This window comes from Psychrobacter sp. G (assembly GCF_000418305.1).
Classification (GTDB): Bacteria; Pseudomonadota; Gammaproteobacteria; order Pseudomonadales; family Moraxellaceae; genus Psychrobacter; species Psychrobacter cryohalolentis.
Map to the genome: position 1 here is coordinate 1087780 of NC_021661.1, position 26240 is coordinate 1114019.

Annotated in this window: 21 protein-coding genes; 18 read left to right on the top strand and 3 right to left on the bottom strand. The window is 43.5% G+C overall.

Annotated features, from left to right (window positions below):
- The first annotated feature begins 258 nt into the window (after nucleotides 1–258).
- From PSYCG_RS04665 to PSYCG_RS04745, 17 genes are all read left to right on the top strand, one after another.
- Nucleotides 259–1578, top strand: coding sequence for a short-chain fatty acid transporter (locus PSYCG_RS04665; RefSeq protein ID WP_020443163.1), 1320 nt, complete (start codon nucleotides 259–261; stop codon nucleotides 1576–1578).
- 245 nt (nucleotides 1579–1823) lie between these two features.
- A complete protein-coding gene (locus PSYCG_RS04670; protein ID WP_020443164.1) occupies nucleotides 1824–2522 on the top strand; it encodes a hypothetical protein in 699 nt (232 codons plus the stop codon).
- A gap of 95 nt (nucleotides 2523–2617) precedes the next feature.
- Nucleotides 2618–3826, top strand: a complete 1209-nt coding sequence (chrA, locus tag PSYCG_RS04675; protein ID WP_020443165.1) for a chromate efflux transporter — start codon at nucleotides 2618–2620, stop codon at nucleotides 3824–3826.
- A 364-nt stretch (nucleotides 3827–4190) separates the two neighbouring features.
- Complete coding sequence (locus tag PSYCG_RS04680) at nucleotides 4191–4904, top strand: DUF6977 family protein (RefSeq protein WP_020443166.1); 714 nt, start codon at nucleotides 4191–4193, stop codon at nucleotides 4902–4904.
- Between the two features lie 152 nt (nucleotides 4905–5056).
- Nucleotides 5057–6034, top strand: a complete 978-nt coding sequence (locus tag PSYCG_RS04685; RefSeq protein WP_020443167.1) for a LysR substrate-binding domain-containing protein — start codon at nucleotides 5057–5059, stop codon at nucleotides 6032–6034.
- Between the two features lie 163 nt (nucleotides 6035–6197).
- Entirely contained in the window at nucleotides 6198–7469 is a 1272-nt protein-coding gene (locus tag PSYCG_RS04690; RefSeq protein WP_020443168.1) for an aspartate aminotransferase family protein, read from the top strand.
- A 133-nt stretch (nucleotides 7470–7602) separates the two neighbouring features.
- Complete coding sequence (locus PSYCG_RS04695; protein ID WP_041772493.1) at nucleotides 7603–9000, top strand: VOC family protein; 1398 nt, start codon at nucleotides 7603–7605, stop codon at nucleotides 8998–9000.
- A gap of 256 nt (nucleotides 9001–9256) precedes the next feature.
- On the top strand, nucleotides 9257–10747 hold the full coding sequence (locus tag PSYCG_RS04700; RefSeq protein WP_020443170.1) for an aldehyde dehydrogenase family protein: 1491 nt from the start codon (nucleotides 9257–9259) through the stop codon (nucleotides 10745–10747).
- Nucleotides 10748–11166: 419 nt separating this feature from the next.
- Nucleotides 11167–12636 carry a Na+/H+ antiporter NhaC gene (nhaC, locus tag PSYCG_RS04705; protein ID WP_020443171.1) on the top strand — a complete coding sequence of 490 codons (1470 nt, stop codon included), beginning with the start codon at nucleotides 11167–11169 and terminating at the stop codon, nucleotides 12634–12636.
- Between the two features lie 17 nt (nucleotides 12637–12653).
- Nucleotides 12654–13940 (top strand): NAD(P)/FAD-dependent oxidoreductase, encoded by a 1287-nt coding sequence (locus PSYCG_RS04710; RefSeq protein WP_020443172.1) that lies wholly within the window; start codon nucleotides 12654–12656, stop codon nucleotides 13938–13940.
- 181 nt (nucleotides 13941–14121) lie between these two features.
- The gene (locus PSYCG_RS04715) at nucleotides 14122–15528 is read left to right on the top strand and encodes an FAD-binding oxidoreductase (protein WP_144061793.1); all 1407 of its coding nucleotides are present in this window, start codon (nucleotides 14122–14124) and stop codon (nucleotides 15526–15528) included.
- A 58-nt stretch (nucleotides 15529–15586) separates the two neighbouring features.
- Entirely contained in the window at nucleotides 15587–16612 is a 1026-nt protein-coding gene (locus tag PSYCG_RS04720) for an ornithine cyclodeaminase family protein (protein WP_011513241.1), read from the top strand.
- Between the two features lie 4 nt (nucleotides 16613–16616).
- Nucleotides 16617–17870 (top strand): NAD(P)/FAD-dependent oxidoreductase, encoded by a 1254-nt coding sequence (locus PSYCG_RS04725; RefSeq protein WP_020443174.1) that lies wholly within the window; start codon nucleotides 16617–16619, stop codon nucleotides 17868–17870.
- Between the two features lie 250 nt (nucleotides 17871–18120).
- Entirely contained in the window at nucleotides 18121–19173 is a 1053-nt protein-coding gene (locus PSYCG_RS04730) for a DUF1852 domain-containing protein (RefSeq protein WP_020443175.1), read from the top strand.
- Between the two features lie 54 nt (nucleotides 19174–19227).
- A complete protein-coding gene (locus PSYCG_RS04735; protein WP_020443176.1) occupies nucleotides 19228–20274 on the top strand; it encodes a methionine synthase in 1047 nt (348 codons plus the stop codon).
- 148 nt (nucleotides 20275–20422) lie between these two features.
- On the top strand, nucleotides 20423–20926 hold the full coding sequence (locus tag PSYCG_RS04740; RefSeq protein ID WP_187289130.1) for a flavin reductase: 504 nt from the start codon (nucleotides 20423–20425) through the stop codon (nucleotides 20924–20926).
- A 217-nt stretch (nucleotides 20927–21143) separates the two neighbouring features.
- A complete protein-coding gene (locus tag PSYCG_RS04745) occupies nucleotides 21144–21968 on the top strand; it encodes a sulfite exporter TauE/SafE family protein (RefSeq protein ID WP_041772242.1) in 825 nt (274 codons plus the stop codon).
- Between the two features lie 144 nt (nucleotides 21969–22112).
- On the opposite strand, the gene PSYCG_RS04750 is transcribed toward PSYCG_RS04745, so the two are convergent.
- From PSYCG_RS04750 to PSYCG_RS04760, 3 genes are all read right to left on the bottom strand, one after another.
- Nucleotides 22113–22526 carry a PaaI family thioesterase gene (locus tag PSYCG_RS04750; protein WP_020443179.1) on the bottom strand — a complete coding sequence of 138 codons (414 nt, stop codon included), beginning with the start codon at nucleotides 22524–22526 and terminating at the stop codon, nucleotides 22113–22115.
- Between the two features lie 185 nt (nucleotides 22527–22711).
- Nucleotides 22712–23611, bottom strand: a complete 900-nt coding sequence (locus PSYCG_RS04755; RefSeq protein WP_020443180.1) for an SMP-30/gluconolactonase/LRE family protein — start codon at nucleotides 23609–23611, stop codon at nucleotides 22712–22714.
- A gap of 51 nt (nucleotides 23612–23662) precedes the next feature.
- Nucleotides 23663–24826: an iron-containing alcohol dehydrogenase gene (locus PSYCG_RS04760; RefSeq protein WP_020443181.1), complete on the bottom strand. Its 1164-nt coding sequence runs from the start codon at nucleotides 24824–24826 to the stop codon at nucleotides 23663–23665.
- 399 nt (nucleotides 24827–25225) lie between these two features.
- Here PSYCG_RS04760 and rluF point away from each other — a divergent pair, with 399 nt between their 5' ends.
- Nucleotides 25226–26230 carry a 23S rRNA pseudouridine(2604) synthase RluF gene (gene rluF, locus PSYCG_RS04765; RefSeq protein WP_020443183.1) on the top strand — a complete coding sequence of 335 codons (1005 nt, stop codon included), beginning with the start codon at nucleotides 25226–25228 and terminating at the stop codon, nucleotides 26228–26230.
- Nucleotides 26231–26240 lie beyond the last annotated feature (10 nt).

The window sequence follows — 26240 nt, forward strand, 5'->3', positions numbered from 1 at the left end:
TGGTTTGACGCACGTTTTCTAGAGCGTCATAATCGATTTATGATTCATCACCTAAATAAAATAAAAAGGCTTTCAACTATTTGGAAGCCTTTTTATATGTGGAAGATATAATTAAACAGGTAAGAGTAGGCAGGAACAGTAAGGTCTAAATAAAAAAGAATCATTCATAGCAGTACCGTAGTGTTTTTAGGGTATTTTGACTATAGTTAGCTAATAATAGCACTCAAGGAAAATTTATATAAACAAGGAAGTGATAAAATGAAAGGGATTACCCGTTTTTCGAATAGCTTAATGGAGAAGTATTTACCGGATCCATTTTTGTTCGTTATTATCTTAACAGTGGTTATTTTTGTACTGGGTTTAGGATTAACTGACTCTTCAGCGGTACAGATGGTGGCGTTTTGGGGTGAAGGGTTTTGGGCATTACTCGCATTCTCAATGCAGATGGTGTTGGTATTAGTCACAGGTTTTGTATTGGCAAGCAGTCCGATATTTAAAAAAGGTTTAGGAAAGCTTGCAAGTTTAGCAAAATCGCCGGGCAGTGCCATTATCTTGGTAACTTTAGTATCCCTTGCAGCAAGCTGGATCAACTGGGGATTTGGGTTGGTGATTGGGGCATTATTCGCCAAAGAATTGGCAAAGCGTGTAGAGAATGTCGATTACCGTTTATTGATTGCCAGTGCTTATTCTGGTTTTATTATTTGGCATGCTGGGTTTTCGGGTTCCATTCCGTTATCCATTGCGACAGCAGGTCATCCGTTCGCTGATAAGATTGGTGTTATTCCAACCAGTGAAACGATTTTTGCTAGCTATAACTTAATTATTGTGGCTGCATTGATTATCATCGTTCCTTTACTCAACCGTTTGATGATGCCGAAAAAAGAAGATACGGTGACGGTAGATCCGAGACTTCTGGTTGAACCAATTGATGAAGTGCTGCCAAAAAAATCGGATATGACACCAGCAGAGCGTTTGGAAAATAGCTGGATTTTATCCATGATCATTGGCGCATTAGGTATTGCTTTTATCGTCTATTATTTTGTACAAAATGGCTTTGCCTTGACGCTTGATTTGGTCAACTTTATGTTTTTGTTCCTTGGGATTATCTTTCACGGAACGCCTCGTAAGTATTTGATTGCCGTTCAAGAAGCGGTCAAAGGTGCTGGTGCTATTATTGTCCAGTTTCCGTTTTATGCAGGAATCATGGGTATGATGACAGCGTCAGGCTTGGCAGGCGTGATGTCAGAAGCATTCGTCAATATCTCGTCAGCTGAGACATTGCCACTTTTTGCCTTCTTAAGTGCAGGACTCGTCAATTTCTTTGTCCCTTCAGGTGGTGGGCAATGGGCAGTGCAAGCACCCATTATGTTAGAGGCGGCAGAGATGCTGGGCAGCGATCCTGCAAAGGTTGCTATGGCAGTTGCATGGGGTGACGCATGGACAAATATGATTCAGCCGTTTTGGGCATTGCCAGCCTTGGCAATTGCGGGACTCAAAGCCAAAGATATCATGGGTTTTTGTGTCATCGTCCTGATTGTTAGTGGTGTTGTGATTGGTTTAGGGCTATTGTTTTTATAATTAACACCTAGCGTTTTTGGTACGGCTTAGCGTTTAGACCTTGCCTATTTGATGGGTAAGGTCTTTTTTTATGAGAATAATTCAAGGGGTATGTCTATCGCTGTCTATCTAAAATTGTCCAAATAAGCGACAATACCCGCATAAATTTTAAGCGTATATTGAGAGTGATATATGCGCTTAGAGACGCTCATTTTTTTTGATGGCAGACATCTATTAAATTTAACACACATAAAAGGCCGTCCCAAATGACCAATGATAACCCGTATAATTTTTTACCCTTGCAGCCTACCGGTAGAAACGAGACTGATACTGCCAACACTTACGCGCCTGAAGACATGATCAAGATATACGAGCAGCAATTTCTCATACCAGTGCCTGAAGAGCAGTTGACCGAATTTTTACCTGCGCTAAAAAGTTTCTATGATATTGATAATCATACTCTAGATGTTAGCGCCATTATTTTCGAAGCAATCGCGGATGCGAGTATTATTTACAATCACAAAATAAAAGCAGGGCGCTACCAACTCCTAGAGGGCTTGGTAAAAGAAGTGCTTGAACGTGGCGAAGACGACCAAAATGATGCAGGTATTGATGGTATTGACAGCAACGACAGTGAAGAAGCACAAGCCTATACCCTAGAGTGCAAGCGTACTTTTTTTATTAATGATGTAGAGATGCCCTATTATTTTAATTTATTTATTCAGGGCGATAGCTATTCAACATTAACCAAACAAGACACCTTGCTAGAGCAGATGTATTGGTTCGCGAGTGACGGCGCTGAAGATAACGAGGGCTTAGAGGCGATTAATGCGCAGTTAACTGACTTAGGTATTCGCGCAATGGATCTGGCGACGCTCTATCAGATAGTGGATTATGTAGAAGACCACATCATAGACGATGCCATGATAGAAACCCTTAATAAATTATTAGATGATGCTGAGTAGTAAGTAAAAATAATACTAAACAGCCAATCAAATTTTGTATGTGACTTTAAGTTATAACACTTTCTCTTTATACGGTCTGCCAAGGAGAGTGACTCGTGGTACATCATAATAACGCCAATATTGAAAGCAAATCAGCATGGGCTGTTTTTCTTATCTTCCTTAGATTGGGGTTGACCTCATTTGGTGGCCCCGTCGCTCATTTGGGCTATTTCCGTGATGAATTTGTAATACGCCGCAAGTGGCTGACTGAGAACAGCTATGCCGATTTAATCGCGCTCTGTCAGTTTTTACCAGGACCTGCCAGCAGCCAAGTTGGCATTGCTATCGGGTTATCTCGAGCAGGATATGCTGGCGCGCTTGCTGCTTGGACGGGTTTTACCTTACCCTCTGCCATAGTGCTTATGTTGTTTGCCATAGGTATTAGCAGTTATGGGGATATTGTTCCACTTGGTGTATTGCATGGTTTAAAGGTCGCGGCAGTGGCTGTGGTTGCGCAAGCGGTATGGGGTATGGGGAAAAATCTCTGTACCGATGTTGCGCGAATCTCTATCATGGCGCTGGCTGCTTGTTTTGTACTTTTGGTGCCTTCTGCATTAGCTCAAGTAAGCGTTATTGCGATTGCCGCCATTATTGGGCTGCTATGGTTCAAACCTGAAAAAGTGATTGCTCATGACCCGCTTCCTATTACTGTGAGACGTCGGACTGGGCTTGTTTGGTTGTTCTTGTTTTTTTTATTGCTCATTGGCTTACCGCTGCTGACTGCATTGTATCCAAGCCAAACCCTATCTATGGTAGATACCTTTTTTCGTGCAGGATCACTTGTATTTGGTGGCGGACACGTAGTATTGCCATTATTACAGGCTGAGATTGTTCCCGCAGGCTGGATAAGTAATGATACTTTTTTAGCAGGTTACGGAGCTACGCAAGCAGTGCCAGGACCTTTATTTACCTTCGCAGCATTTCTAGGTAGCTCGATGAATCAAGCACCTAGTGGTTGGCTAGGAGGGGTGATTTGCTTGATAGCAATCTTTGCGCCGTCATTTTTATTGGTTATGGGCGCACTGCCATTTTGGGAGAGTCTACGCCAAAATCTGCGCACAAGAGCCGCACTATCTGGTATCAATGCAGCGGTCGTTGGTTTGTTATTGGCAGCGCTTTATCAGCCTGTATGGACAAGCGCTATCATTGAAGCAAAAGATTTTGGTCTGGCATTGGTCGCTCTCATTGCTTTGATGTTCTGGAAAGTCCCTGCTTGGCTGGTAGTGATTGGCTGCGGATCCGCTGGATGGTTATTAATGCTATAAGGTGGCAACTACCTGTATAGTAATCAGATACATTCAGAAATTTCTAATTTTAAAAATTGCCCATTATTAAGCAGTTTTTTCTAATTTTGGAAGGTTTAACTCTCTCAAGAGTCACCACATCAAGTTACGTCTCAACATCCATCTCAAACGCTAAAGCTGAAATTCACCAAATTTATCTTTACCGTTTATGCAGCATAGCTCAAGGTTATTGATAACGCTAAAATAGAGCAGGATAAATGACCCATAATAAGATAAACTGCCCCGCGAGCGCTGATTGGAGTCGATATATTTCGGACTGGGCAGACACACTTAATCAGTTATAAAAGAACATTGATAAAAGATTATTGATATAAGGTACATCACGATGGAACAAGCACAAAGCGCGGTAGAAAAAAGACCTGTATTCATGCCTAGAGTGAACAGTGATAATTTGGTAAAAACAGACATGGTTCGGTTTGAGCGCCATGTGGGATTTGCGAGTCGGCAAAAGAAAAAATCTATCAATGATATGCATCAAGTTATTCGCAAAAAATATGGATTTAATCACGTTTTAGAGCTGTCGAGTAAATCGGGTAATAAGCTGAGTTTTCTGCTGAGCCCTTTGAGCCTAAAGCTAACTAATGAGAATGGTGGCGAGCAGTATAGTGTCGAAAACGCCTTTCAAAGCAGTATGGTTTTTGAGGACGGTGGCCCCTATATTGACTTGCTAAGTGCACCGCCCAGACAAGCCAAAAAAGATGAGCGATTAATCACCTCGGGTGAACTCATTGGCTATAATTATTTCGGTATGGAGTGGAGTGTAGAGCCATTAACAACGTTTTATGATTGGTTGTATGTGAATGCGCTAAAGCAAAACCCTCAGCTGCATGAAGAGGTGATGCAATATCAAGCCTTTACTGATATGGAGTTTAATCCAAAAAAATCTATCCACTCTGCAGCTTATGCACTGGCTATGTTTGTGGCGCTCCATAAAAGAGAGCTACTGGATAATGTTGAAGATCCAGCGGTGTTTTTTAACTTATATCATGACTTTAAAGTGAGTAACACCGAGGAGCTTTTGGAAGCAGGTTGGATCTGATAACTAGACCAGCGCTCAATTTAGTATAAGAAATCGGTTAACCAATTTTCTTGCTAGGCTGTAGTGGCATACTAACCTTAGACTGTGCTTAAAAGAAGCGATGTGATACGAAGTACCACATCTATTATCATGGAAGAAAATAAAAACAGACTATGAAAACTGATACCAATCCTTCGCTTGCGTTTAGAAGATACCCTTCGACGACTGCGCTGCAATGCTTCGAGACAGCGGCTCGTCACCTAAGCTTTACTAATGCTGCCTTAGAGCTGCATATGACGCAAAGTGCGATAAGCAAGCAAGTGGCGCAGTTAGAAGAGATGCTGAATATCTCTTTGTTTTATCGTACCTCGCAGCGTATTTCGTTAACGCCTGCCGGCAAATCTTACTATATCGATGTACTAAGTATTCTTAAGCATATCGAGACTGCGACGACCAATTTGATGTCGCATAGCAGTAATTTGGAAGTGCTAAAAATGGTCTCGCATCCCACCTTTTGTGCACGTTGGCTGATTCCTGCGCTTCACGGCTTTAGTCAGGAAAATCCTTTAATTAGGCTGGATATTAAAGAGCAGGTAGGTCCATTTTTCTCCGAAGAGCATGATATCGATATTGCGTTTTTATACGGTGAAGGGACGTGGTCGGGAATGCAAAATGTTAAATTGTTTGATGAGTACTGTGTGGCGGTTTGTCGCCCTGATTATTTGCAAGGTAAAGACTTGCAACCGCAGCAGTCGGACAGCTATGTGCTGCTACAGCTGAGCTCACGTCCTAGCGCATGGTACGAGTACTTTAAGCAGCAGCAGATTAGCTTGGATGGTACGTTTGTAGGTCCACGCTTTGATACGTTTCATGCCTGTATTTCGGCAGCTTTAACCGGTTATGGCGTTGCCTTGGTGCCGTTACGTTTGGTGGCTCCTGAGCTACAATCGGGTCAGCTGGTGATGGCTTGGCATTATGCGGCTAAGGGGAGAGGGGCTTACTATATGTCTTATCCATTATCGCTTGGCAACTCGCACAAGACCAAAGTAATGCAAGAGTGGATTGCACGCTACTTAGAGACGTCCAGTCAGAGTCAGGTGGAGTTAGCCAGTTTGCTTGGCATCACTTGTACGAGTGTCAGCCATGGATAACGACAGTAAGATGATTAACTGCTAAAAGCCAGTGGTGAAAAAAACAATCGCTCCAATCAGCCACGATGACAAAAAGGAATGCCCGCCCAACTATTATTCGTTTGCCCAAATCCTAGGTTTTTGTTGAAATGAGCGTCTAACTCAAGGAAGATGAGAGACGTTCATGGATTCGTTGTATAACGTTACCGATGCATTCACCATGGTGCATCCAGTAACCCTTAGCAAAGGTAAAAATGCGCACGTTTGGGATACGAATGGCAAGCACTATATTGATTTCGTCGGTGGTATCGGCGTATTAAATTTTGGTCATTGCCACCCACATATCGTTGACGCTATCATCGCTCAATCACAAAGCCTCATTCACTACGCCTACAATGCGGCAGGTCACCTGCCTTACCAAAAGCTCATGCCGAGACTTTGCGATTTAGTTCCTATTGCAGGTGAGCTTGCAGGCATGTTAACCAATTGCGGCGCCGAAGCAACCGAAAACGCGATCAAAATTGCCCGTATGAAGACTGGTCGTGTCGGTGTGATTGCTTTTGATGGCGGCTTTCATGGCCGTACCCTCGCAGCTGTCAACCTTAATGGTAAAGTGGACCCATATAAACGCGGTCTGGGCCCTCTTGCTGGCAGTGTCTATCATATTCCATTCCCAAGCCCTGACAATAATACCAGTGACCAGCAATCCATTGATGCTTTGCTGCGCCTGTTCGAAGTCGAAACCGATATTGGTAATATCGGCGCTATCATCGTAGAGCCAGTACAAGGCGAGGGCGGTTTTCAATTAATGTCGTCAAAATTTGCTCAATACCTACGTAAATTCTGTGATGATAATGCCATCTTGCTTATCATGGATGAGATTCAGTCAGGATTTGGGCGTACAGGTATGCCTTTTGCTTTCAGTCATCTAGGTATCGAGCCCGATATGGTATTGCTGGGTAAAAGTATTGCCGGCGGTCTACCATTAGGGGCAGTCATTGGTAAAGGCACTGTCATGAACGACTTACCAAAGGGCAGCTTGGGCGGTACTTATTCTGGCAACCCAGTAGCATGTGCTGCTGCCAATGCCACGCTCGATATCATGGCAGAAAATGCTGTATGGGACTCAGTAAAACACTATCAGCAAACCATTGAAACCACTATTGAGCAGTGGCAACAAGAGGGTCTAACGCCTTGGTTATACGGACTAACGGGTATCGGTGCTATGCGTGGCATTGAACTGCGTCATCCATCTCACGGTACGCAGTCAAGCGTGATGACTTATATTTTAGTGGAAGCTCGCAAGCAAGGACTGCTGTTGATGCCTAGTGGTAAATACCGCCATATCATTCGCTTATTACCGCCATTAACGATTGAGCCTGAAACCCTACAAGAAGGCCTCGATATCTTAAAAGGCATCCTAGCATCCATCCCAGACGAGCTGCCGATTCAATGAGTGATTTTGCGTGTAGCTCCTATGATGGCTACATAAAGCAGCCATCATTTTTAACTACTATTCATTTGTCATCATAACTAGTTCAAGGAGAATAACCGTGAGTTCAGATCATCTAAGCTCAAACCAACAAGACATGAGCAGTGATGATATCCGTCATCGTTTTTCGCTCGCTATGTCAAAGATGTATCAAAAAGAAGTGCCGCTATATACTGATCTTATGAATCTGGTCGCTGAAGTTAATAAGGATGTATTGGACAATCAACCTGAGATTGCTGAACAGCTTAAGAATACCGATGAAATCGATAGACTCAGCATGGAGCGCCATGGAGCGATTCGATTGGGTACGGCGAAAGAGCTTATGATGATGCGTCGTTTGTTTGCAGTTATGGGCATGCATCCGGTCGGTTACTATGACCTAGCGCCTGCTGGCGTGCCAGTGCATTCTACAGCGTTTCGCGCGATTGATACGGCATCGCTCAATAATAGCCCGTTTCGCGTATTTACCTCATTATTGCGTTTAGATTTGATTGGCGATGCGACGCTCAAGCAACAAGCCCAAGCAGCATTGGATGCACGCTGTATTTTTACCGATGACGCAATCAAACTGATTAAAATTTATGAAAACGAGGGCGGTCTAACGAATGAGCAGGGTGAGCAATTTGTCCAAGAAGCGTTAGAAACTTTCCGCTGGCATCAGCAGTCGCCTATCTCGAAAGACGTATATGAGCAGTTGGTAGGTCAGCATCAACTGATTGCCGATGTGGTTGGGTTTAAAGGACCACATATCAATCATTTGACCCCAAGGACGCTAGATATCGATGCCGTCCAACAAGGTATGAAGAGCCGAGGGATTACACCAAAAGCGATCATTGAGGGACCGCCACGCCGTTACTGTCCTATTCTTTTGCGCCAGACCAGCTTTAAGGCATTAATAGAGCCAGTGAGTTTTAAAGGTGCTGACGGTCAGTATGAATCCGGTCAGCATACTGCCCGCTTTGGTGAGATTGAGCAGCGCGGTGTAGCCCTGACCCCAAAAGGCCGTGCGCTTTACGACCAATTGCTCAATGCCGCCCGTGAAAAGTTGGGCATGACCCCAAATGAAGACAATGCTGAGCAATATTATCAATTATTAAGCGAATCTTTTGCCGCTTTTCCAGACGATTATCAGACACTGCATCATGAGCAGCTTGCTTATTTCCTTTATCAAGTAGCTGATAAAGAGGCTTTTGCAAACCAATTTATAGATTCACCGTCAAACGAGCTCTCTGCTGCTAATCTGCAAAGCCTGATTGAGCAAGATATCATTCGTATCGAGCCGATTGTTTATGAAGACTTTTTGCCTGTGAGTGCAGCTGGTATCTTCCAGTCCAATCTTCATAGTGATAGCGAGAACAGCTATGACGGTCAGTCCAATAAGCAAGAATTTGAGCAAGCCTTAGGCATGCGTGTGCAAGATGAATTGGCATTATATGCGCAGCGGCAGAATGAGAGTCTACAGGTATGTTTGGCCTTGTTACGACAAGTGGCTTAAAGCAACTTATGGTTAAAAGACAAAACAGTAGCGCTGTGGAAAACATTTTTTTAGGCCAGTCAGGTTTAATCCGCTTTAATACAGTGAGGATGATATCAGTCAATATATTGATTCAGTAAGATTTTATCCACTAAGTTTAGAATGCCATTCCAAAAATGAATGACAGCAAGAAATTTATTATTTTGCAACTTAAGCGACGGCAGGGTAGTTTATAGATCTGCACGGACGTAATGAAATACTATACAAAGGAGTCAGTATGATTAAGCAATACATGTCAGCCATGGGCGTCGACGAAAGCCAGTACCAAGCAGGCGATTTCGCAGTCCATAGTCCTATCGATGGTGAAGTCATCGGTAAGGTCGCTTTGCATCAAGTGAACGATGTCGACACACAAATACAAGATGCTAAAAAAGCCTTCAAAGAATGGCGTACAGTGCCTGCTCCTAAGCGTGGCGAATTGGTCCGTATTTTAGGCGAAGTGCTCCGTGAGCACAAAGAAGATCTAGGCGCGCTAGTTTCTCTAGAAGCTGGTAAAATCAAAGAGGAAGGTCTAGGCGAAGTACAAGAGATGATTGATATCTGTGACTTTGCAGTAGGTCTGTCTCGTCAGCTTTATGGTTTGACTATCGCTTCAGAGCGTCCTGGTCACCACATGCGCGAAACTTGGCAGCCACTCGGCGTCATCGCGGTCATCTCAGCTTTTAACTTCCCAGTTGCTGTTTGGTCATGGAACACGGCGCTAGCCTTGGTCTGTGGTAATCCTGTGATCTGGAAACCTTCAGAAAAAACTCCTTTAACCGCCATTGCTTGCCAAGCGCTGTTTGAGAAAGCCCTAGCCAAATTTGGTGATGCGCCTGCTAATCTATCTCAGCTTTTATTGGGTGAAGCCGATGTCGGTAATGCGTTGGTTGAGCATAAAGATGTGGCTCTCGTCAGTGCGACGGGCAGCACACGTATGGGCAGAATCGTAGGGCCAAAAGTCGCTGAGCGTTTCGGTAAGTCTTTACTAGAGCTTGGTGGCAACAACGCCATGATTCTAACCCCAAGTGCTGATTTAGACCTAGCCTTACGTGGCATTCTGTTCTCAGCTGTTGGTACGGCAGGTCAGCGCTGTACCTCGCTACGCCGTCTATTTGTTCACGAATCCGTGAAAGACGACATCTTACCACGCGTAAAATCTGCTTATTCAACAGTGAGCATTGGTCATCCACTAGAAGGCAACTTGGTCGGTCCACTTATCGACGAAGATAGCTTTAATAATATGCAAGATGCCTTGACCAAAGCCCGTGCAGCCGGCGGTACAGTGACTGGTGGTGAGCGTGTTTTACAAGATAAGTATCCAAACGCTTACTACGTGACGCCTGCTATTGTTGAGATGGATGCGCAAAATGATGTCGTCCGTCATGAGACTTTCGCGCCTATCTTATATGTCATGACCTATACAGACTTCGACGAAGCTTTAGAGCTACAAAATGACGTACCACAAGGCTTATCTTCTTGCGTCTTTACCAATGACTTGCGTGAAGCTGAGCTGTTCTTAAGTGCCCGCGGTAGTGACTGTGGTATTGCCAACGTCAACATCGGTACCAGCGGTGCTGAGATTGGTGGCGCATTCGGCGGTGAAAAAGAAACCGGCGGTGGTCGTGAGTCAGGCTCTGATGCCTGGAAAAACTACATGCGTCGTCAGACCAATACGGTCAACTACTCAACTGAGCTACCACTAGCACAAGGTATTAATTTCGGTTAATGCAAGCCATAGTTGCTAATGTAAAAGTGTGTTTTTAGCCAGTTAAGCGCGCGTTATGTGCGCTTAACTGCCCTTAGCATTACTTGTATCCTTTTAAATTCTGCTTTGAATCTTAAAACCGTCAATAAGCCGCAAAATAGCGGATAGCCGTTTTAATTAAGATTACTGTTTAACGCTCTATTTTTTAAACCCTTTTAATGATTCATGAATATCTTTCAAATATTTATTTTGATTGATGGCAATACTTTATTCTTTAACATTATTATTAAGTTATTGTTTTAATTGATTATTTAATATAAATGCATTTAGAGAGGTGACTTAGGTTACTAGCTTGGTTTGCATCTGACCAATGAGCAACACCGTACGATGACTATATACCAATGGATTTGGTTTTAACTACTAGGATAGGTAGATATATTATGATTGCAGATAAACCTCACAAACCGCATGACCCTGATATCGAAGGTTATGATCCTTCTTCTAGCTTCCTGCTAGATATTGCCCCACTGATATTGACTGCCATTATTCTAATGGTGCAATTTTTTGTCTTTAAAGATTTTACTCCGCATATTCCGCTAGCATGTGGCATCTTGATTACCGGTCTGTTCATGAAGTTACGTGGGCGCAGCTGGGACGGTATGGAAGAGCGTTTCTTAAAGGTTGTGAAAATTGGTCTGCCTGCCATGATTATCTTGATGGGTGTAGGGATGCTCATCGGTGCTTGGATTATCGCTGGTACCGTACCCACTATTTTATACTACGGCTTTAGCGTTTTTTCTCCCTCCTCATTCCTAGTCTCTGTTTGTCTTATTTGTGCCATTATTTCAGTAGCAACGGGTACCTCGTGGGGTACGGTTGGTACAGTCGGTTTAGCTATGATGGGTATCGGTCTGGGGTTAGGTATTCCTCCTTCGCTCACAGGTGGTGCCATCGTCTCTGGTGCTTTTTTTGGCGACAAAATGTCTCCGTTGTCTGACACCACGAACTTAACACCAGCCGCCGCCGGCGTGGATCTTTGGGACCATATCCGTGGCATGTTGCCAACGACTGTACCTGCCATGGTTACAGCTCTGATTCTCTATGCTTGGATTGGTATGAGCTACGGTGCAGACAATGTCGATCTCACCTCAATCAAAGAAATACAAACCTCATTAGCAGCGAACTATAACCTGAGCATTATTACTTTATTACCTGCTGTTGTCGTCGTCATTGCAGCTGTTATGAAAATGCCAGCCATTCCAACGGTATTGTCAGGTGTGGTAGTCGCAGGTCTTGTCGCATTCTTTATGCAAGGTGTCGGTGTCCATGACATCTTTAACGTCCTACAAAATGGCTTTAAAAGTGAGACCGGCTTTGCTGTGGTCGATCAACTGTTGTCTAAAGGTGGCGTGATGTCCATGACTTGGGTCGTGACCTTAACTATCTTTGCACTAGCTTTTGTCGGTTCAATTGAGCATTACGGTACATTAAAAGCCATCATGGCCAAAATCAACAACATGGTGAAATCGAGATTTGGTTTAGTGATTACCACTTATGCTAGCACGCTCGGTGTTGGTACCCTCATCGGTGATGTCTATACCACGCTAGTCTTACCGGGTCGTCTGCTCAAAGATAAGTATAAAGAGATGGGTTACAAGCGCACGACGCTTACTCGCTCTATCGAAGATACGGGTACGCTGTTATCGCCACTTATTCCTTGGAATATGGGCGGTAGCTTTGTCGCGGCAACCCTAGGTATTGCGACCTTAACTTACGCGCCATTCGCCTTTGCCTGCTGGTTATCACCATTGTTTGGCTTGCTATGGGTCGTCTTAAATAAATTTATTCCTCGTGAAGAACCGACTGTCATCGATAACACAAGCACGCTCTCTACCGTAGAAAACGCATAATTTAGAAGGAACTTGAGATGTTGCAAGAGCAATGTTTGTGGAGCGTCACTGCGCCCAAAACTCACCACTACGATACTCTAACAAGCGAAACGCAAACACGAGTTTGTATCATCGGCGGTGGTTATACTGGACTGTCTGCTGCGATTCATCTGGCAGAGCAAGGCATCGCGGTGGTGTTGCTAGAGAGTAAGATCATCGGTAGCGGCGGTTCAGGACGCAATGTGGGTTTTGTGAATGCCGGTACTTGGGCTCGTCCTGATGACCTCAATAAAATCATGGGAGAAGAGGTTGGTGAACGTTTAGGGACTGCGCTCGGTCAGGCGCCAAGTCTCGTGTTTGACATCATCGATCGCCATCATATTGATGCAAAGGATACGCGTACGGGCAATATCCATATGGCACACAATGCCAAGGGTGAAGCCGATGTAGATATCCGCTACGATCAGTTGATACGTCGCGGTGTTCATGCAGAGGTATTAACCGGTGCGCGCTGCCATGAATATTGTGGTACAACCAGTATCAATAAAGCCTTGCTCGATCATCGTGCGGGCACTATTAACCCATCCGCATACGTCAATGGCTTAGCGGCAGCCGCGACTAAACTGGGCGTACGTATCTATGAGCACTCGGCGGTGACTTCAGTTGAGAAATCTGATGGTAATTGGTATGTGCGTACGGCTGATGCGGCGGTGAAAGCTGAAAAAGTTATCATTGCGACCAATGCTTATACTGAAGGCGAATGGACAGATATTAAAAAGACGTTCTATTTGGTCGATTACTATCAGATTGCTTCTGAGCCATTGACCGGTGAAGTGGCAGATCGAATATTGCCTTATAAAACAGGCGCTTGGGATACGCGATTGGCATTGTCCAGTATTCGCCGTGATAACGAGGGTCGTCTGCTCCTTGGCACGGTCGGTGGCAAAGCCATGAAGTCCAAAACCTTCTATCAAAACTGGGCGAATATCGTACAAAAGAGCTATTTCCCAGATCTGCCTAAATTTAAGTGGCAGTATGAGTGGTACGGTCACTTTGGCTTTACGCAAGACCATATCATGCGTATCTTTGAGCCAGAAGACGGTATCCTTGCCGCGACTGCATATAATGGGCGTGGGATTACTACAGGTACTATGATTGGTAAATGCTTTGCCGATTATATTATCTCAGGTGACCGCGACGTCTTGCCATTACCCTTTAAGACGATTAAAGAAGCTAAGGTAAGTATGTCTGGCTTGCGTTCAGGCTATACGGAGATGGGGCTGACTTTGTATCATATGGGTCAATGTCTCAAAATCATAGCCTAGTTTTTCGACGCAGGGCGTTGTGTTTATTTATTGCCGCCGCTGATTTGGCGGAGAGATTAAGTGAACGGCGCGCTGCTTTTATTTGTTTGGAGTGTATATTGTGACTGATTTTTCAGCACTGCCTACTTTAGAAGCTGCACATATAGAAGCTATGCATACAGAAGCTGGGCATGCTTCAACCATGCTAGCATTGACTGAGCAAGTATTGTCTATATTGCAAGAGCAGCATGGTTATGATGCATCACAGATTAAGACGGATACTGTGAGTCTAGAGCATTGGGGTAAAGACTGGACCAAACATTTTGCGCCAGCACCCTCTGCTATCGTATTTCCGAAATCTACTAAGCAGGTCCAAGCCTTAGTAAAGCTGGCAAATGAGTATAATATTGTTATCACACCGAGTGGTGGTCGTACTGGGCTATCGGCAGGTGCAGTCGCTAGCAATGGTGAGATAGTCGTCAGCCTAGATAAGATGAATAAAATTGTTCAGTTTTATCCGGCTGATCGTTTGGTAGAGGTGGAGGCCGGTGTGATTACTGCGCAGCTACAGCAATTTGCCGAAGCGCAGGATTTGTATTATCCGGTTGATTTTGCCTCAGCAGGTTCGAGTCAGATCGGTGGTAATATTGGTACCAATGCTGGCGGGATTAAAGTGATTCGCTATGGCATGACACGTCAATGGGTAATGGGTCTAACTGTCGTGACGGGCAAAGGTGATATCCTTAAGCTGAATCGAGGCATGATTAAAAACGCTACTGGCTATGATTTACGTCAATTATTTATTGGCGCTGAAGGCACATTAGGTATCGTCACCGAAGCACAAATGAAGCTCAACCGTCCACCCCAAGATTTGACCGTGATGGTGCTCGGCATGGATGAATTTGACCATGTGATGCAGGTGTTAGCGGCTTTTCAAGCACAAATTGATTTGACTGCGTTTGAGTTCTTTGATGAGGTGGCGGTTGATAAATTAATGGCGACTGGGCATGTGCAAGAGCCGTTTGAAGCTCGAACCAAATACTACGTTTTATTAGAATTCGAAGCGCCGTATGAGCCGATTATGGATAAGGCGATGGCTATCTTTGAAGACTGTATGGATAATGGTTGGATAGTTGATGGGGTAATGAGTCAGAGTATGGCTCAGGCGATGGACTTGTGGAAGCTGCGCGAGTATATCTCTGAGACGATTTCAGTATTCACGCCGTATAAAAATGACATATCAGTACTCATCAGCCATGTGCCAAACTTTATCCATGATATAGAAACGATCGTAAACGCCAAATATCCAGATTTTGAGATTTGCTGGTTTGGACATATTGGTGATGGCAACTTGCATCTCAATATTTTAAAGCCCGAGAATTTATCGAAAGATGAATTCTTTGGGCAATGCCAGACGGTAAATAATTCTATCTTTGAGGTAGTACAGAAGTATGGTGGTTCGATCTCAGCAGAACATGGCGTGGGTATGACTAAAAAGCCTTATCTACACTATAGCCGTAGCGAAACCGAGATTGATTATCTGCGTGAGATTAAGAAAGTGCTCGATCCCAATGGTATTATGAATCGCGGCAAGATTTTTGATCTTTAGTTGAATGGTATCGTAATCAACTAAGACTTATTTTTAATAAAAACTATAAGGAACTCTCATGCATATTTTAGACAGCAAAACGGTAAAGAGTCAATTGACAATGACCATGGCTATCGACTCAATCGAGCAGCTGTTGACCTTACAAGTGCAGCATCCAGAGTGGATTAAGTGCCCTGAGCGCTTGGTCATTCCAACTTTCACTGCCAGTGATAAAAACAGTGGCTCACATCTATCGATGCCTTCAGTATTGTTCGACGGTCATGAAGAATTTGCTATCGTTAAACTGGTCACTATTTGTCCAGATAATCCAAAGCGAAATCTACCGACGACTACCGCTGTGGTGAGTGTCTCAAACAATGATACGGGTGAAATCCTTGCCTTCATGGATGGTGTTTATGTCACTCAAGTACGTACGGCAGCGCTATCAGGTATCGCAAGTAAGTATCTAGCAAAGCCAGATAGCCAGCAAGTGTCAGTCATCGGCTGTGGCGGGATGGCGTATGAGCAGCTGAATGCTGTGCTCACTGTATGTCCAAATATCAAAAAGGTAACGCTATGGAATCGAGCTGCTAAGGGTGCAAATACCTTTAAAACACAGTTTTCTGAACAGTATCCAGAATGGTCGGTCACCATCGAAGTCTGCGAAGATATCGCGAGCGCTGTAAAAGATGCCGATGTGATTAACTTGGCGACACGTGCAACCGAAGGCTTGTTTGAGATAAACCAAATTAAAGCCGATGTACATATTAATGCGGTAGGCGCTTATCAACCTGAGATGAAAGAAGTCAGTGATTCCGTCATTGAAGCCTGCTCACACGTTTTCATCGATGATATCGCGGGCGGACGTCATGAAGCGGGCGATTTAATTCAAGCAGATGCTGCTGAGGGTTGTAGTTGGACTTGGGACGATTTAAGTGGCGATTTAGCGGACTTGGTCACAAAAAATATTACTATCAATCAATATAAAAAAGGCATCACCCTGTTCAAATCTGTTGGGGCTGCCAGTTTTGATGCGGCAGTCGCTTTGAAAGTTGCTCAAAAAGCTAAAGACGAAGGTTTGGGTCAGCTGATTACTTGGGGGTAGTGATATGCGCTATGACGTTATTGTGATTGGTGCCGGCATAGTAGGAACCTCTATTGCTTGGCATCTGCAGAAAAACAATGCTCAAGTTCTCTTGCTAGATAAAAAATGCCCAGGAGAAGAAACTTCCTATGGTAATGCCGGTATCATTACAAGAGAGGCGGTAAATACAAAACCGTTCCCTAGAAGTTTTAAAGAAATATCTAGAGTATTACCCAATAAAAGTGCTGATATTCGATACCGTTGGTCTGCAATATATCGTCTTCAGCGCCCGTTATTACAGTATTGGATTCACTCAAGTCCAAAAAACGTTGAAGAGATTGATGACGAGTGGGCTACGCTTATTCAGCATTGCACAGACGAGCATGAGCCTATGATTAGAGCGTCAGGCGCTGATGAACTGGTCAGTAAAATAGGTTGGATTGAGCTTCATTGTAAATCAAGTAGTTTTGAAAAATCCATTAATAAAGCGGTAAAAGCGGCGGATAAAGGCGTGGAGTATCAGGTTCTATCGCTAGCAGAGCTCCAAGCGCTAGAGCCAAATGTGAACTTTACAGATTATGTCGGTGGTATACACTGGAAAAACTCTTGGCAGATAAAAAATCCCGGCAGTCTTGTGAAAGCATATGCTAAAAATTTTGAAGCAATGGCAGGAGAAATAAAACAATCCACCGTAAAAAATATGATACAGACAGAAGAGGGCTGGCAGGTCATTACCGATAGCGGAACCTACCTATGTCAGAATTTGGTCATTGCTGCTGGTCCTTGGTCAGCTGATCTTATTAAACCATTGGGTTATAAAATTCCTCTATTTCCTATGCGTGGCTACCATCAACACTTTAAAAGCACCGACCAAAACGCATTTTCTCACAGCTTATTTGATGTAGATAAAGGGTTTGTGATGGGCACAATGGATCAAGGCGTGAGAATCACGACTGGCGCTGAAATGGCATTGTTAGATGATCCAAAAGATTTTAATCAGTTAGAGACTGTACTGACTTTTGCAAAAAAAGTGTTGCCGCTTGATGCTGCTGTTGAATCTGAAGCATGGTGTGGGACAAGACCATGCATGCCAGACATGAAGCCAGTTATTGGGCCTGCATCAAAACACGATAATTTATGGTTTTCTTTTGGTCATGCTCATCAAGGTCTGACACTTGGACCGGTGACAGGGCGTCTTATTGAAGAAATGATTCACGGTAAGCCATTATTTATTGATGCTCAGCCGTTTAGTAGTAAACGCTTCGATTACAATCGTTAATAAACGTATCTTTTAACCCCGCTAGACCACATCTTTAACGCCCTTTACAGGCTTAATATTTATTAAGTCTGTCGTAAAAATATCCGCTACTCCCTCCTTTTTCTACTATAAAACTAGCAACATGAATTTTATTCATCTTTAATTTAAATAGTATCATTTTTATTCATGTTTTGGTTCGGGTATGATTCATCTCATACACAAATTCGGTTTTATCTCAAATAATGAGATTAGATTAAGGTAGCGAATTATCATGAGTAAACAATTTATATATTCCATCTCGAGCATTCGTTTTGATGAAAATTATCAGCCTGCAGACAGCACGCGTCTGACGACTAACTTTGCGAATTTGGCTCGTGGCGAGAGTCGTCAAGAGAACTTACGCAAAACGCTGACTATGATAAATAATCGTTTTAATGATCTAGCACACTGGGACAATCCGACAGCCGACCGTTATTCTGTTGAAGTTGATATCATTTCTGCCGACTTGGATATTGAAGGCAATGGTCATACCTTCCCAGTCATCGAGACGCTAAAAACAACGATTATTGATCATAAAGAGAACAAACGTATTGACGGTATGATTGGCAACAGCTTCTCATCTTATGTGCGCGATTATGATTTTAGCATTGTGTTACCAGAACACTTTGCAAACCATCCAAAATCTGCGCCGCCAGAAGAGTTTGGCGATTTGCACGGTAAACTGTTTCAACATTTATTAAATTCAGATGCCTATAAAGCCAATTTTAATAAACAACCAGTGATTTGCCTAAGCGTTTCAAGTAGTAAAACCTATCATCGTACGGACAATCAGCATCCTGTATTAGGGATTGAATATAGACAAGATTGCTGCGCTTTGAACAAGGGGTCATTGACTGATGAGTACTTTTCCAAAATGGGCTTGACGGTGCGCTATTTTATGCCTGCTGGTAGTGTGGCACCTTTAGCATTTTATTTTTCTGGTGACTTGCTGACTGATTACACCGATCTTGAGCTAATCAGTGCGATCAGTACCATGGAAACCTTCCAAAAGATTTATCGACCTGAAATTTACAATGCCAACTCCACCGCCGCTCAAATATATCAACCCAGTTTGAAGTACCAAGATTATTCACTGACGCAAATTGTGTATGATCGCGCGGAGCGCAGCCAGATGGCAGTGACACAAGGTAAATTTACGGAAGACGAGTTCATTAATCCTTACCAAGACATTCTTGAAGAATGGGCGGCAAGCTATGATGTTGCAAGCGAGACTGCTCAAAAAGAATCGGTCAAAGAAAAAGCTGTTAAAAAACAGGCAGCCTAAGCAATTCACCTCTAGCCAAAATATAAAATACGAATGAATAAGAAGACGAATCCCATGACAATATTATTACCGACACAAAAATTATTACCAACATCAACAGCGGGCAGTTTACCAAAACCTTCTTGGCTTGCCGAACCTGAGAAAATCTGGTCACCTTGGGCATTAGAAGGGGAGCAACTGCTTGAAGCCAAACAAGATGCGCTACGTTTAACATTGCAAGAGCAGCGACATGCTAGGATTGATATCGTCAGTGATGGCGAACAGACTCGTCAGCATTTTGTGACTACCTTTATTGAACATCTTGATGGCGTTGATTTTGAGAATCGTAAAACCGTTAAAATTCGTAATCGTTATGAGGCCAGTGTGCCGTCTGTCGTTGGCGCAGTAAGCCGTCAAAAGCCAGTGTTTGTTGAAGATGCGAAGTTTTTACGTCAGCAAACCGATCAGCCGATCAAATGGGCGCTGCCCGGTCCGATGACCATGATTGATACCTTATATGATGGTCATTATAAAAGCCGTGAAAAATTGGCGTGGGAATTTGCTAAAATCCTCAATCAAGAAGCGCGAGAATTAGAAGCGGCGGGTGTAGATATTATCCAGTTCGACGAGCCTGCGTTTAACGTATTCTTTGATGACGTCAACGACTGGGGCATCGCTACTTTAGAGCGTGCCATTGAGGGTTTAAAGTGTGAGACGGCAGTGCATATTTGCTACGGCTACGGCATCAAAGCCAATACCGATTGGAAAAAGACACTGGGTTCAGAGTGGCGTCAATATGAGCAAGCTTTTCCTAAGTTGCAGCAATCGAATATCGATATTGTCTCTTTAGAGTGTCAAAACTCACATGTACCGATGGATTTGATAGAACTGATTCGCGGTAAAAAAGTGATGGTTGGTGCCATTGACGTTGCAACCAATAACATTGAAACCCCTGAAGAGGTTGCTGATACACTACGCAAAGCCCTGCAATTTGTTGATGCGGACAAGCTCTACCCTTCGACCAACTGCGGCATGGCACCGTTGTCACGCCAAGTTGCCCGCGGTAAATTGAACGCATTAAGTACAGGCGCAGCAATCGTGCGTCAAGAGCTAATGGCTTAGGATTTACCGACTAAACTTATGCAAAATTTAGCTTTTATAGGTTGGGTCTTTAACTCCGCCTATAAAAGCTTGTTTAAACTCATGAGTGACCTCAGTTATCAATGTACTTACCGATTTCAAATTTAGGATTGCAGCAATGAGTAAAGATATGATTGAAGCAACCGACTTTAGAGATGCCATGTCTTTGTTGACGACTGCCGTCAATGTAGTCACCACCAAAGGGCAATCTGGTCTGCATGGATTTACCGCATCGGCGGTATGTAGCGTCACCGATACACCGCCAACCTTGCTGGTCTGTATGAATCAAACGTCTCGCTCACATGCCCATTTTCTTGAAAATAAAACCTTAAGTGTCAATGTGTTGGGCGCACAGCATGAGCCTATATCTAATGCTTTTGCGTCTAAATTATGCTCAGAAGAGCGATTTCAACAGGGCTCTTGGACTGAGTTAGCTACAGGCGCTCCTATTTTAGAAGATGCATTGGTCAGTTTTGACTGTGAGATTGAGGATATTCAGCAAGTTGGTACGCACAGTGTCTTTATGTGCCGAGTTGTCGCCATCAAACAAGGCTATCAACAAAGCAGTGCTGATGAAAGCTTGGTTTATTTCAACCGTGCTTACCATCAAGTAGGTCAGGTAGAAATCGTTTAAGCTGAATTTCTGACATTGATTATCTAATTGTCATCTAACTATAGTCAGCTTAATATCAAGAAGATACAGTGAAACTGGAATGAATTTCTTGTAGCCTCTGTCGGCTTAGGCACCGCAAGCTAGAAAAATTTGTACCAGTTTCACCTTGTCAGATAATGTATTCATTTTATTTTGTATCGACTATAAAACTATCATTTAACCGAGAAGTAACTATCCTGTGGAACTAATCATTTTTTTAATAATAGGCGCTCTAGCAGGATTTGCTGCAGGGCTTTTTGGTGTGGGCGGCGGCACGATTATCGTACCACTGTTATTTATCGTCTTTACCCAAATGGATTACAGTCCTGACAGTATCATGCATTTGGCGTTAGGTACGTCACTGGCAACTATTATTGTCACCTCTATCAGCTCGCTCATGGCGCACAATAAAAAGGGCGCCGTCATGTGGCCTGTTTTTAAAAACCTAGCACCAGGTTTAGCGATTGGCTGTTTTTTAGGGGCAGGGATTGCAGGACAGATATCTGGGCTGTATCTTCAGCTTATCGTTGGCGTGTTTTTGCTGTGGGTCGCTTATAAGATGTTTTTCGGTGGCAAAAAACAAGTCGTTAGTCATGCTGATGATGTCAATGGCGCTAATACGGGACTGCCCTCAAAACCTAAGCAGCTAGCGGCAGGCGGGGTTATTGGTATTGCTTCTGCCATTTTTGGTATTGGCGGCGGCAGCTTAACGGTGCCTTATTTAACTCGTTACGGTGTGGTCATGCAAAAAGCCGTTGGCACGTCAGCAGCGTGTGGTTTACCGATTGCCATTGCTGGTGCGTTAGGCTTTATGTTCTTTGGGATGCAGCAACAAGTTGATGTGCCCAATACCATTGGCTTTGTCCACATTTATGCCTTTTTAGGGATTAGTATCATGAGCTTTTTCACTGCGAAGCTAGGTGCAAAAGTCGCCCATATACTATCACCAGAGCTTTTAAAGAAATGCTTTGCGGTATTATTAACCGTGGTTGGGTGTTATTTCCTTTTTAAAGGGCTGCTTTAGGTATTCATAGCCGTTCCTCTAAAAGGCAAAGCTTGCGAACTGAGCTACCCAAAAAGCACATAGTGAAATGCATTATCATGATCTAAATAATTCAAAGCATGACAATCTAGAAAACAGTCTAGAAAACAATGTTGAGACAGTAGTTTAGTCGTGCTTGGGCGGTACAGAATATGTGCCAACAACATGCGCGACCAAGTCGCTAGAGCCTTCTGAATATAAGGAAACCTCACCTACAATGAGCGTACGCCCTACCTTTAGCAAGGTGCACTCAGCAATAATGCGCGCTTCTGCTGATGGTTTACGCAGAAAATTGATGGTAAGGCTTGTTGTTACTGTTAACGCTACAATGCCAATCTTACCAAGTATCGCCACATAGAGTGCAACATCAGCAATGCTCATCAATACAGGGCCAGAGACTGTACCACCAGGACGTAGCTCATCTATACCGATATCATGCGATAAGGTCGAACTATCATCGCCTACTGCCTCAACTTTGCACTTGGTTTGAGGGAATTCTAATGCCATAAAGGCTGCTATTTCTTCTTTGGTCGCAGACATATATACTCCTGTGGTTTAATTATTCTTGTTATTAACTATCTTTTCTTCGCACTCAAGTTCATTGGTTCGATTAACACAACTAGAATCGATAAAATTGGTATCGATTCTAGTTTCTTGCTATAAATAGGTAGTGGATAGATATATTTTTGATACTGACTCAATATTTTCAGTTGCGTATTCTTAAACTAAGGCGTACTAGCATGACTCACTTTAACTGGTGTAGATAGCATACGCCCTTTAGTTTCAGCGGTGCGTAACGCTTCATCCCAATCAGGTGCTGCACACATAAACAATGTTTTGCCATCTTGTCCGCCAAGAGCAACCGCAAAAATGCCGTCAGGTGCCGTATCAACGGTTTCTAGGATTTCGCCCCCTTCTTTAATACGAACAGCACGTTGGTTCAAGGTATCTGCAATCCAAACAGCGCCCTCGCTATCTAAGGCAAGACCATCAGGTAAGATGCTGGCGCGCTCTATACGTGCCCCTAAATTTGGCTCGTCTCCTAACTCTCCAAAGTTAGCAAAATCACGTTTTTCTCCTAAAGTGCCGTCTTTATTAATATCGAACTGTGAGACTTTATTGCCAAATAGCTCATTAACGATTAATGTCTTTTCATCCGCAGAAATGACCATGCCATTTGGAAAGGCCAAACCTTCTGCCACCACCTGAGAGGTACCATCAGGTCTCACCAATACAAGACCAGTGTGTTTATGATCAGCACTACCCATCAGGTCAAAACCGAAGTTTCCAACATAAGCGTTGCCATTAGGCGCAACGACCATATCGTTAGCATGCCCCTCACAATGCTTCCAGATATCAGCGTGAACAACTAATTCGCCATTGTCCTCTAAACATAACACTTTACGATCTTTCATAGAGACAACGAGCATACGGCCGTCAGGAAGCCAGCCTAAGCCAGATGGCTGCTGTTCTACATGGACAATCTTTTCTGTAACGCCTTCATCATTAACACGATAAACGCCTTTGGTATAAAAATCGACAAACCATAAAGCGTTTTTGTACCAACGCGGTCCTTCTAGGTAATGGAAGCCATTAACCACCACGTCTAACTCATATTTTGACATAACTATCTTCCTTGATTTATAGACAAAATTATTTAAGAAATTTGCTGCTTATTAGAGTATTTCTTGGTAGATCATTTTTACTTCCTCTAAAGACATATCCATTGGATTGGTTTCAATGAGACGAGCATAGGTATTAATGACCATATCAGCTAACGCGGGGATATCCTCTGCCGTTATATCTAGCTCATTTAAGCGATATTTTAGACCACTTGTTTTCAAGAAGTCTTTTAGTTGATTAATAAATTGATGGGCAGCCTCTATGTCAGTCATGCCCGAAGTGTCGATAGGCATCACCGCACGAGCGAGTTCTGCATAAAGAGGTGCTGCTACTGGTAAGTTGAAAGTAAATACACTGCACATCACGAGCGCATTGGCATGCCCATGCGGCACATGGAAGTTAATGCTAAGTGGGTAGGAGAGTCCATGTACAGCTGCTACGGAAGCATTGACAAAAGCGATACCAGCTAGCGTTGAACCCAATAACATATCAGCACGAGCATTAATATCATCGCCGTGATGGAGCACTGTATAAAAGTTACTCCACAGCATTTGCAAACCTTTAACAGCCAACGCATCTGAAATGGGGTTCTTTTTGGTGCGACTCGTGTAAGCCTCGATGCAGTGAACCATCGCATCTAGAGCAGTGGCAGCAGTAATATGGCGAGGAAGCTTGAGAGTTAGCGTCGCATCTAAAATCGCGACATCAGGTAGGATTTTGGGCGTGTATATGGCTTTCTTGCTGCCATCCTTTGCTGTGATTACAGATACGAAAGTAGCCTCTGCGCCAGTACCTGCAGTAGTGGGGATCGCAAACAACGGCATTTTTTTAAAACCACTAATATCTGCCTCTAAGAGCTCATTAACCGACTGAAAGTCATTGGAATATAGCGCGACAATTTTCGCGGTATCGATAGGGCTGCCGCCTCCTAAACCGATGACCAGATTACACTGGTTCGCTCTGGCAAGTTCAATAGCTTGTTCGACGACTTCAATAGGGGGATCAGCAACAACCCTGTCGAAAATAACAACATTAATACCAGCCTGCTCTAAAGACTCTTGTGCGATATCGACGTATCCCAGCTCACAAATGCCAGTATCTGTAATAATAATGGCAGATGTCGCGTCGTACTGTTTTGCTAAATCCCCTAGCTTCTGGCGCATACTGTCAGCTTCGCTAACAATGTGTCCATTAGTATAAAACTCCATCCCTGTCATTCTATTCTTCCTTGTGTAGATGAGCGATTATTTTTGTGTATTTATAGCCTTTAGATAAATCGCGTGTATAAAGTCTTAGTATTAACTCAATCACGCTACAGTGTATATCTATTAATTGGCACTTTTTGTAAGAATATTTCTTTATTAAAAGCATTAAATTCTATCGAGATATTACTCGCTATTCCTTTAGCTTTTTGAACCTTTGACATCATTAATAAGCTTTATCGAAGCTATCGCAATCTATAGGACTCTGGATATATTTCTAGGTTTCTTCCCATCTCTACTGAAATGGGCACTGAATTTCCTATATAATACGAGCCATCTCGTTGTTGATGATCCATTCAATTTAGGCTTTTTTCTGAACAAGAAAGGCTTTTTATTAGGTAAAAACGGTGCTTTATGTTTAACGCTTCCTCGACTCGTTTAAATAAATACATCAGTGAAAGCGGTATTTGCTCCAGGCGAGACGCTGACCGCTTTATTGAACAAGGTAATGTATACCTCAATGGCAAGCGTGCTGCAGTGGGTGATCAAGTGGTTGCTGGAGATACGGTGAAAGTCAACGGCCAGCTCATTGAGCCGAAAGAAGCTGATGACTTTGTTTTTATTGTCTTGAATAAGCCAGTCGGCATTGTGAGCACCACGGAAAGCTCCGAGAAAAACAACATTGTTGATTTTGTGAGACATAGCGTACGTATTTTCCCGATTGGGCGTTTGGATAAAGATTCTCAGGGCTTAATCTTCTTGACCAGTAATGGCGATCTAGTCAACAAGGTATTGCGTGCTGGTAATAACCATGAAAAAGAATATTTGGTGACGGTGAATAAACCGATAACGGATAATTTTATCGAAGGTTTGGCTGGTGGCGTGCCGATGTTAGGTAAGATGACGAAAAAATGCCCTGTCACTAAGGTGTCGCCTAACGTGTTTAACATCACGCTAGTGCAAGGTTTGAACCGTCAAATTCGTCGTATGTGTGAGCATTTTGGCTATGAAGTTGTGAAGCTTGAGCGTACACGGATTATGAATGTAAGCCTTAAGGGTACGCCCGTTGGAGACTGGCGAGACCTGACGCCAAAAGAGCTGTCTGTTTTACTTAAATCTATAGAAGATTCTTCTTCGCAAGACAGTAAACCGGCTAAGAAATCTCGTAATGCACCACGAAAAAATCCTCGTGCCGATGACTCGTCAAAAGCAAAGTCGTCTTCAAAACCAGCGGGTGCGGCAAAGGGAAATAAAAAACACTCCAAGGATGATGCTAGAAAACCAGCGGGTTCTAAAGGTAGAGATGGGCGTCCTGCTGGTCGTGGTAAGCCGTCAGGGGGTAATGGTAAGTCTGGAGGCAAGGGTAAGCCTGCTGCAAATGGCAAGCGCCCTTCAAAAGGTCGTGGTTCTTCGCGATAGTAAGTTTTCA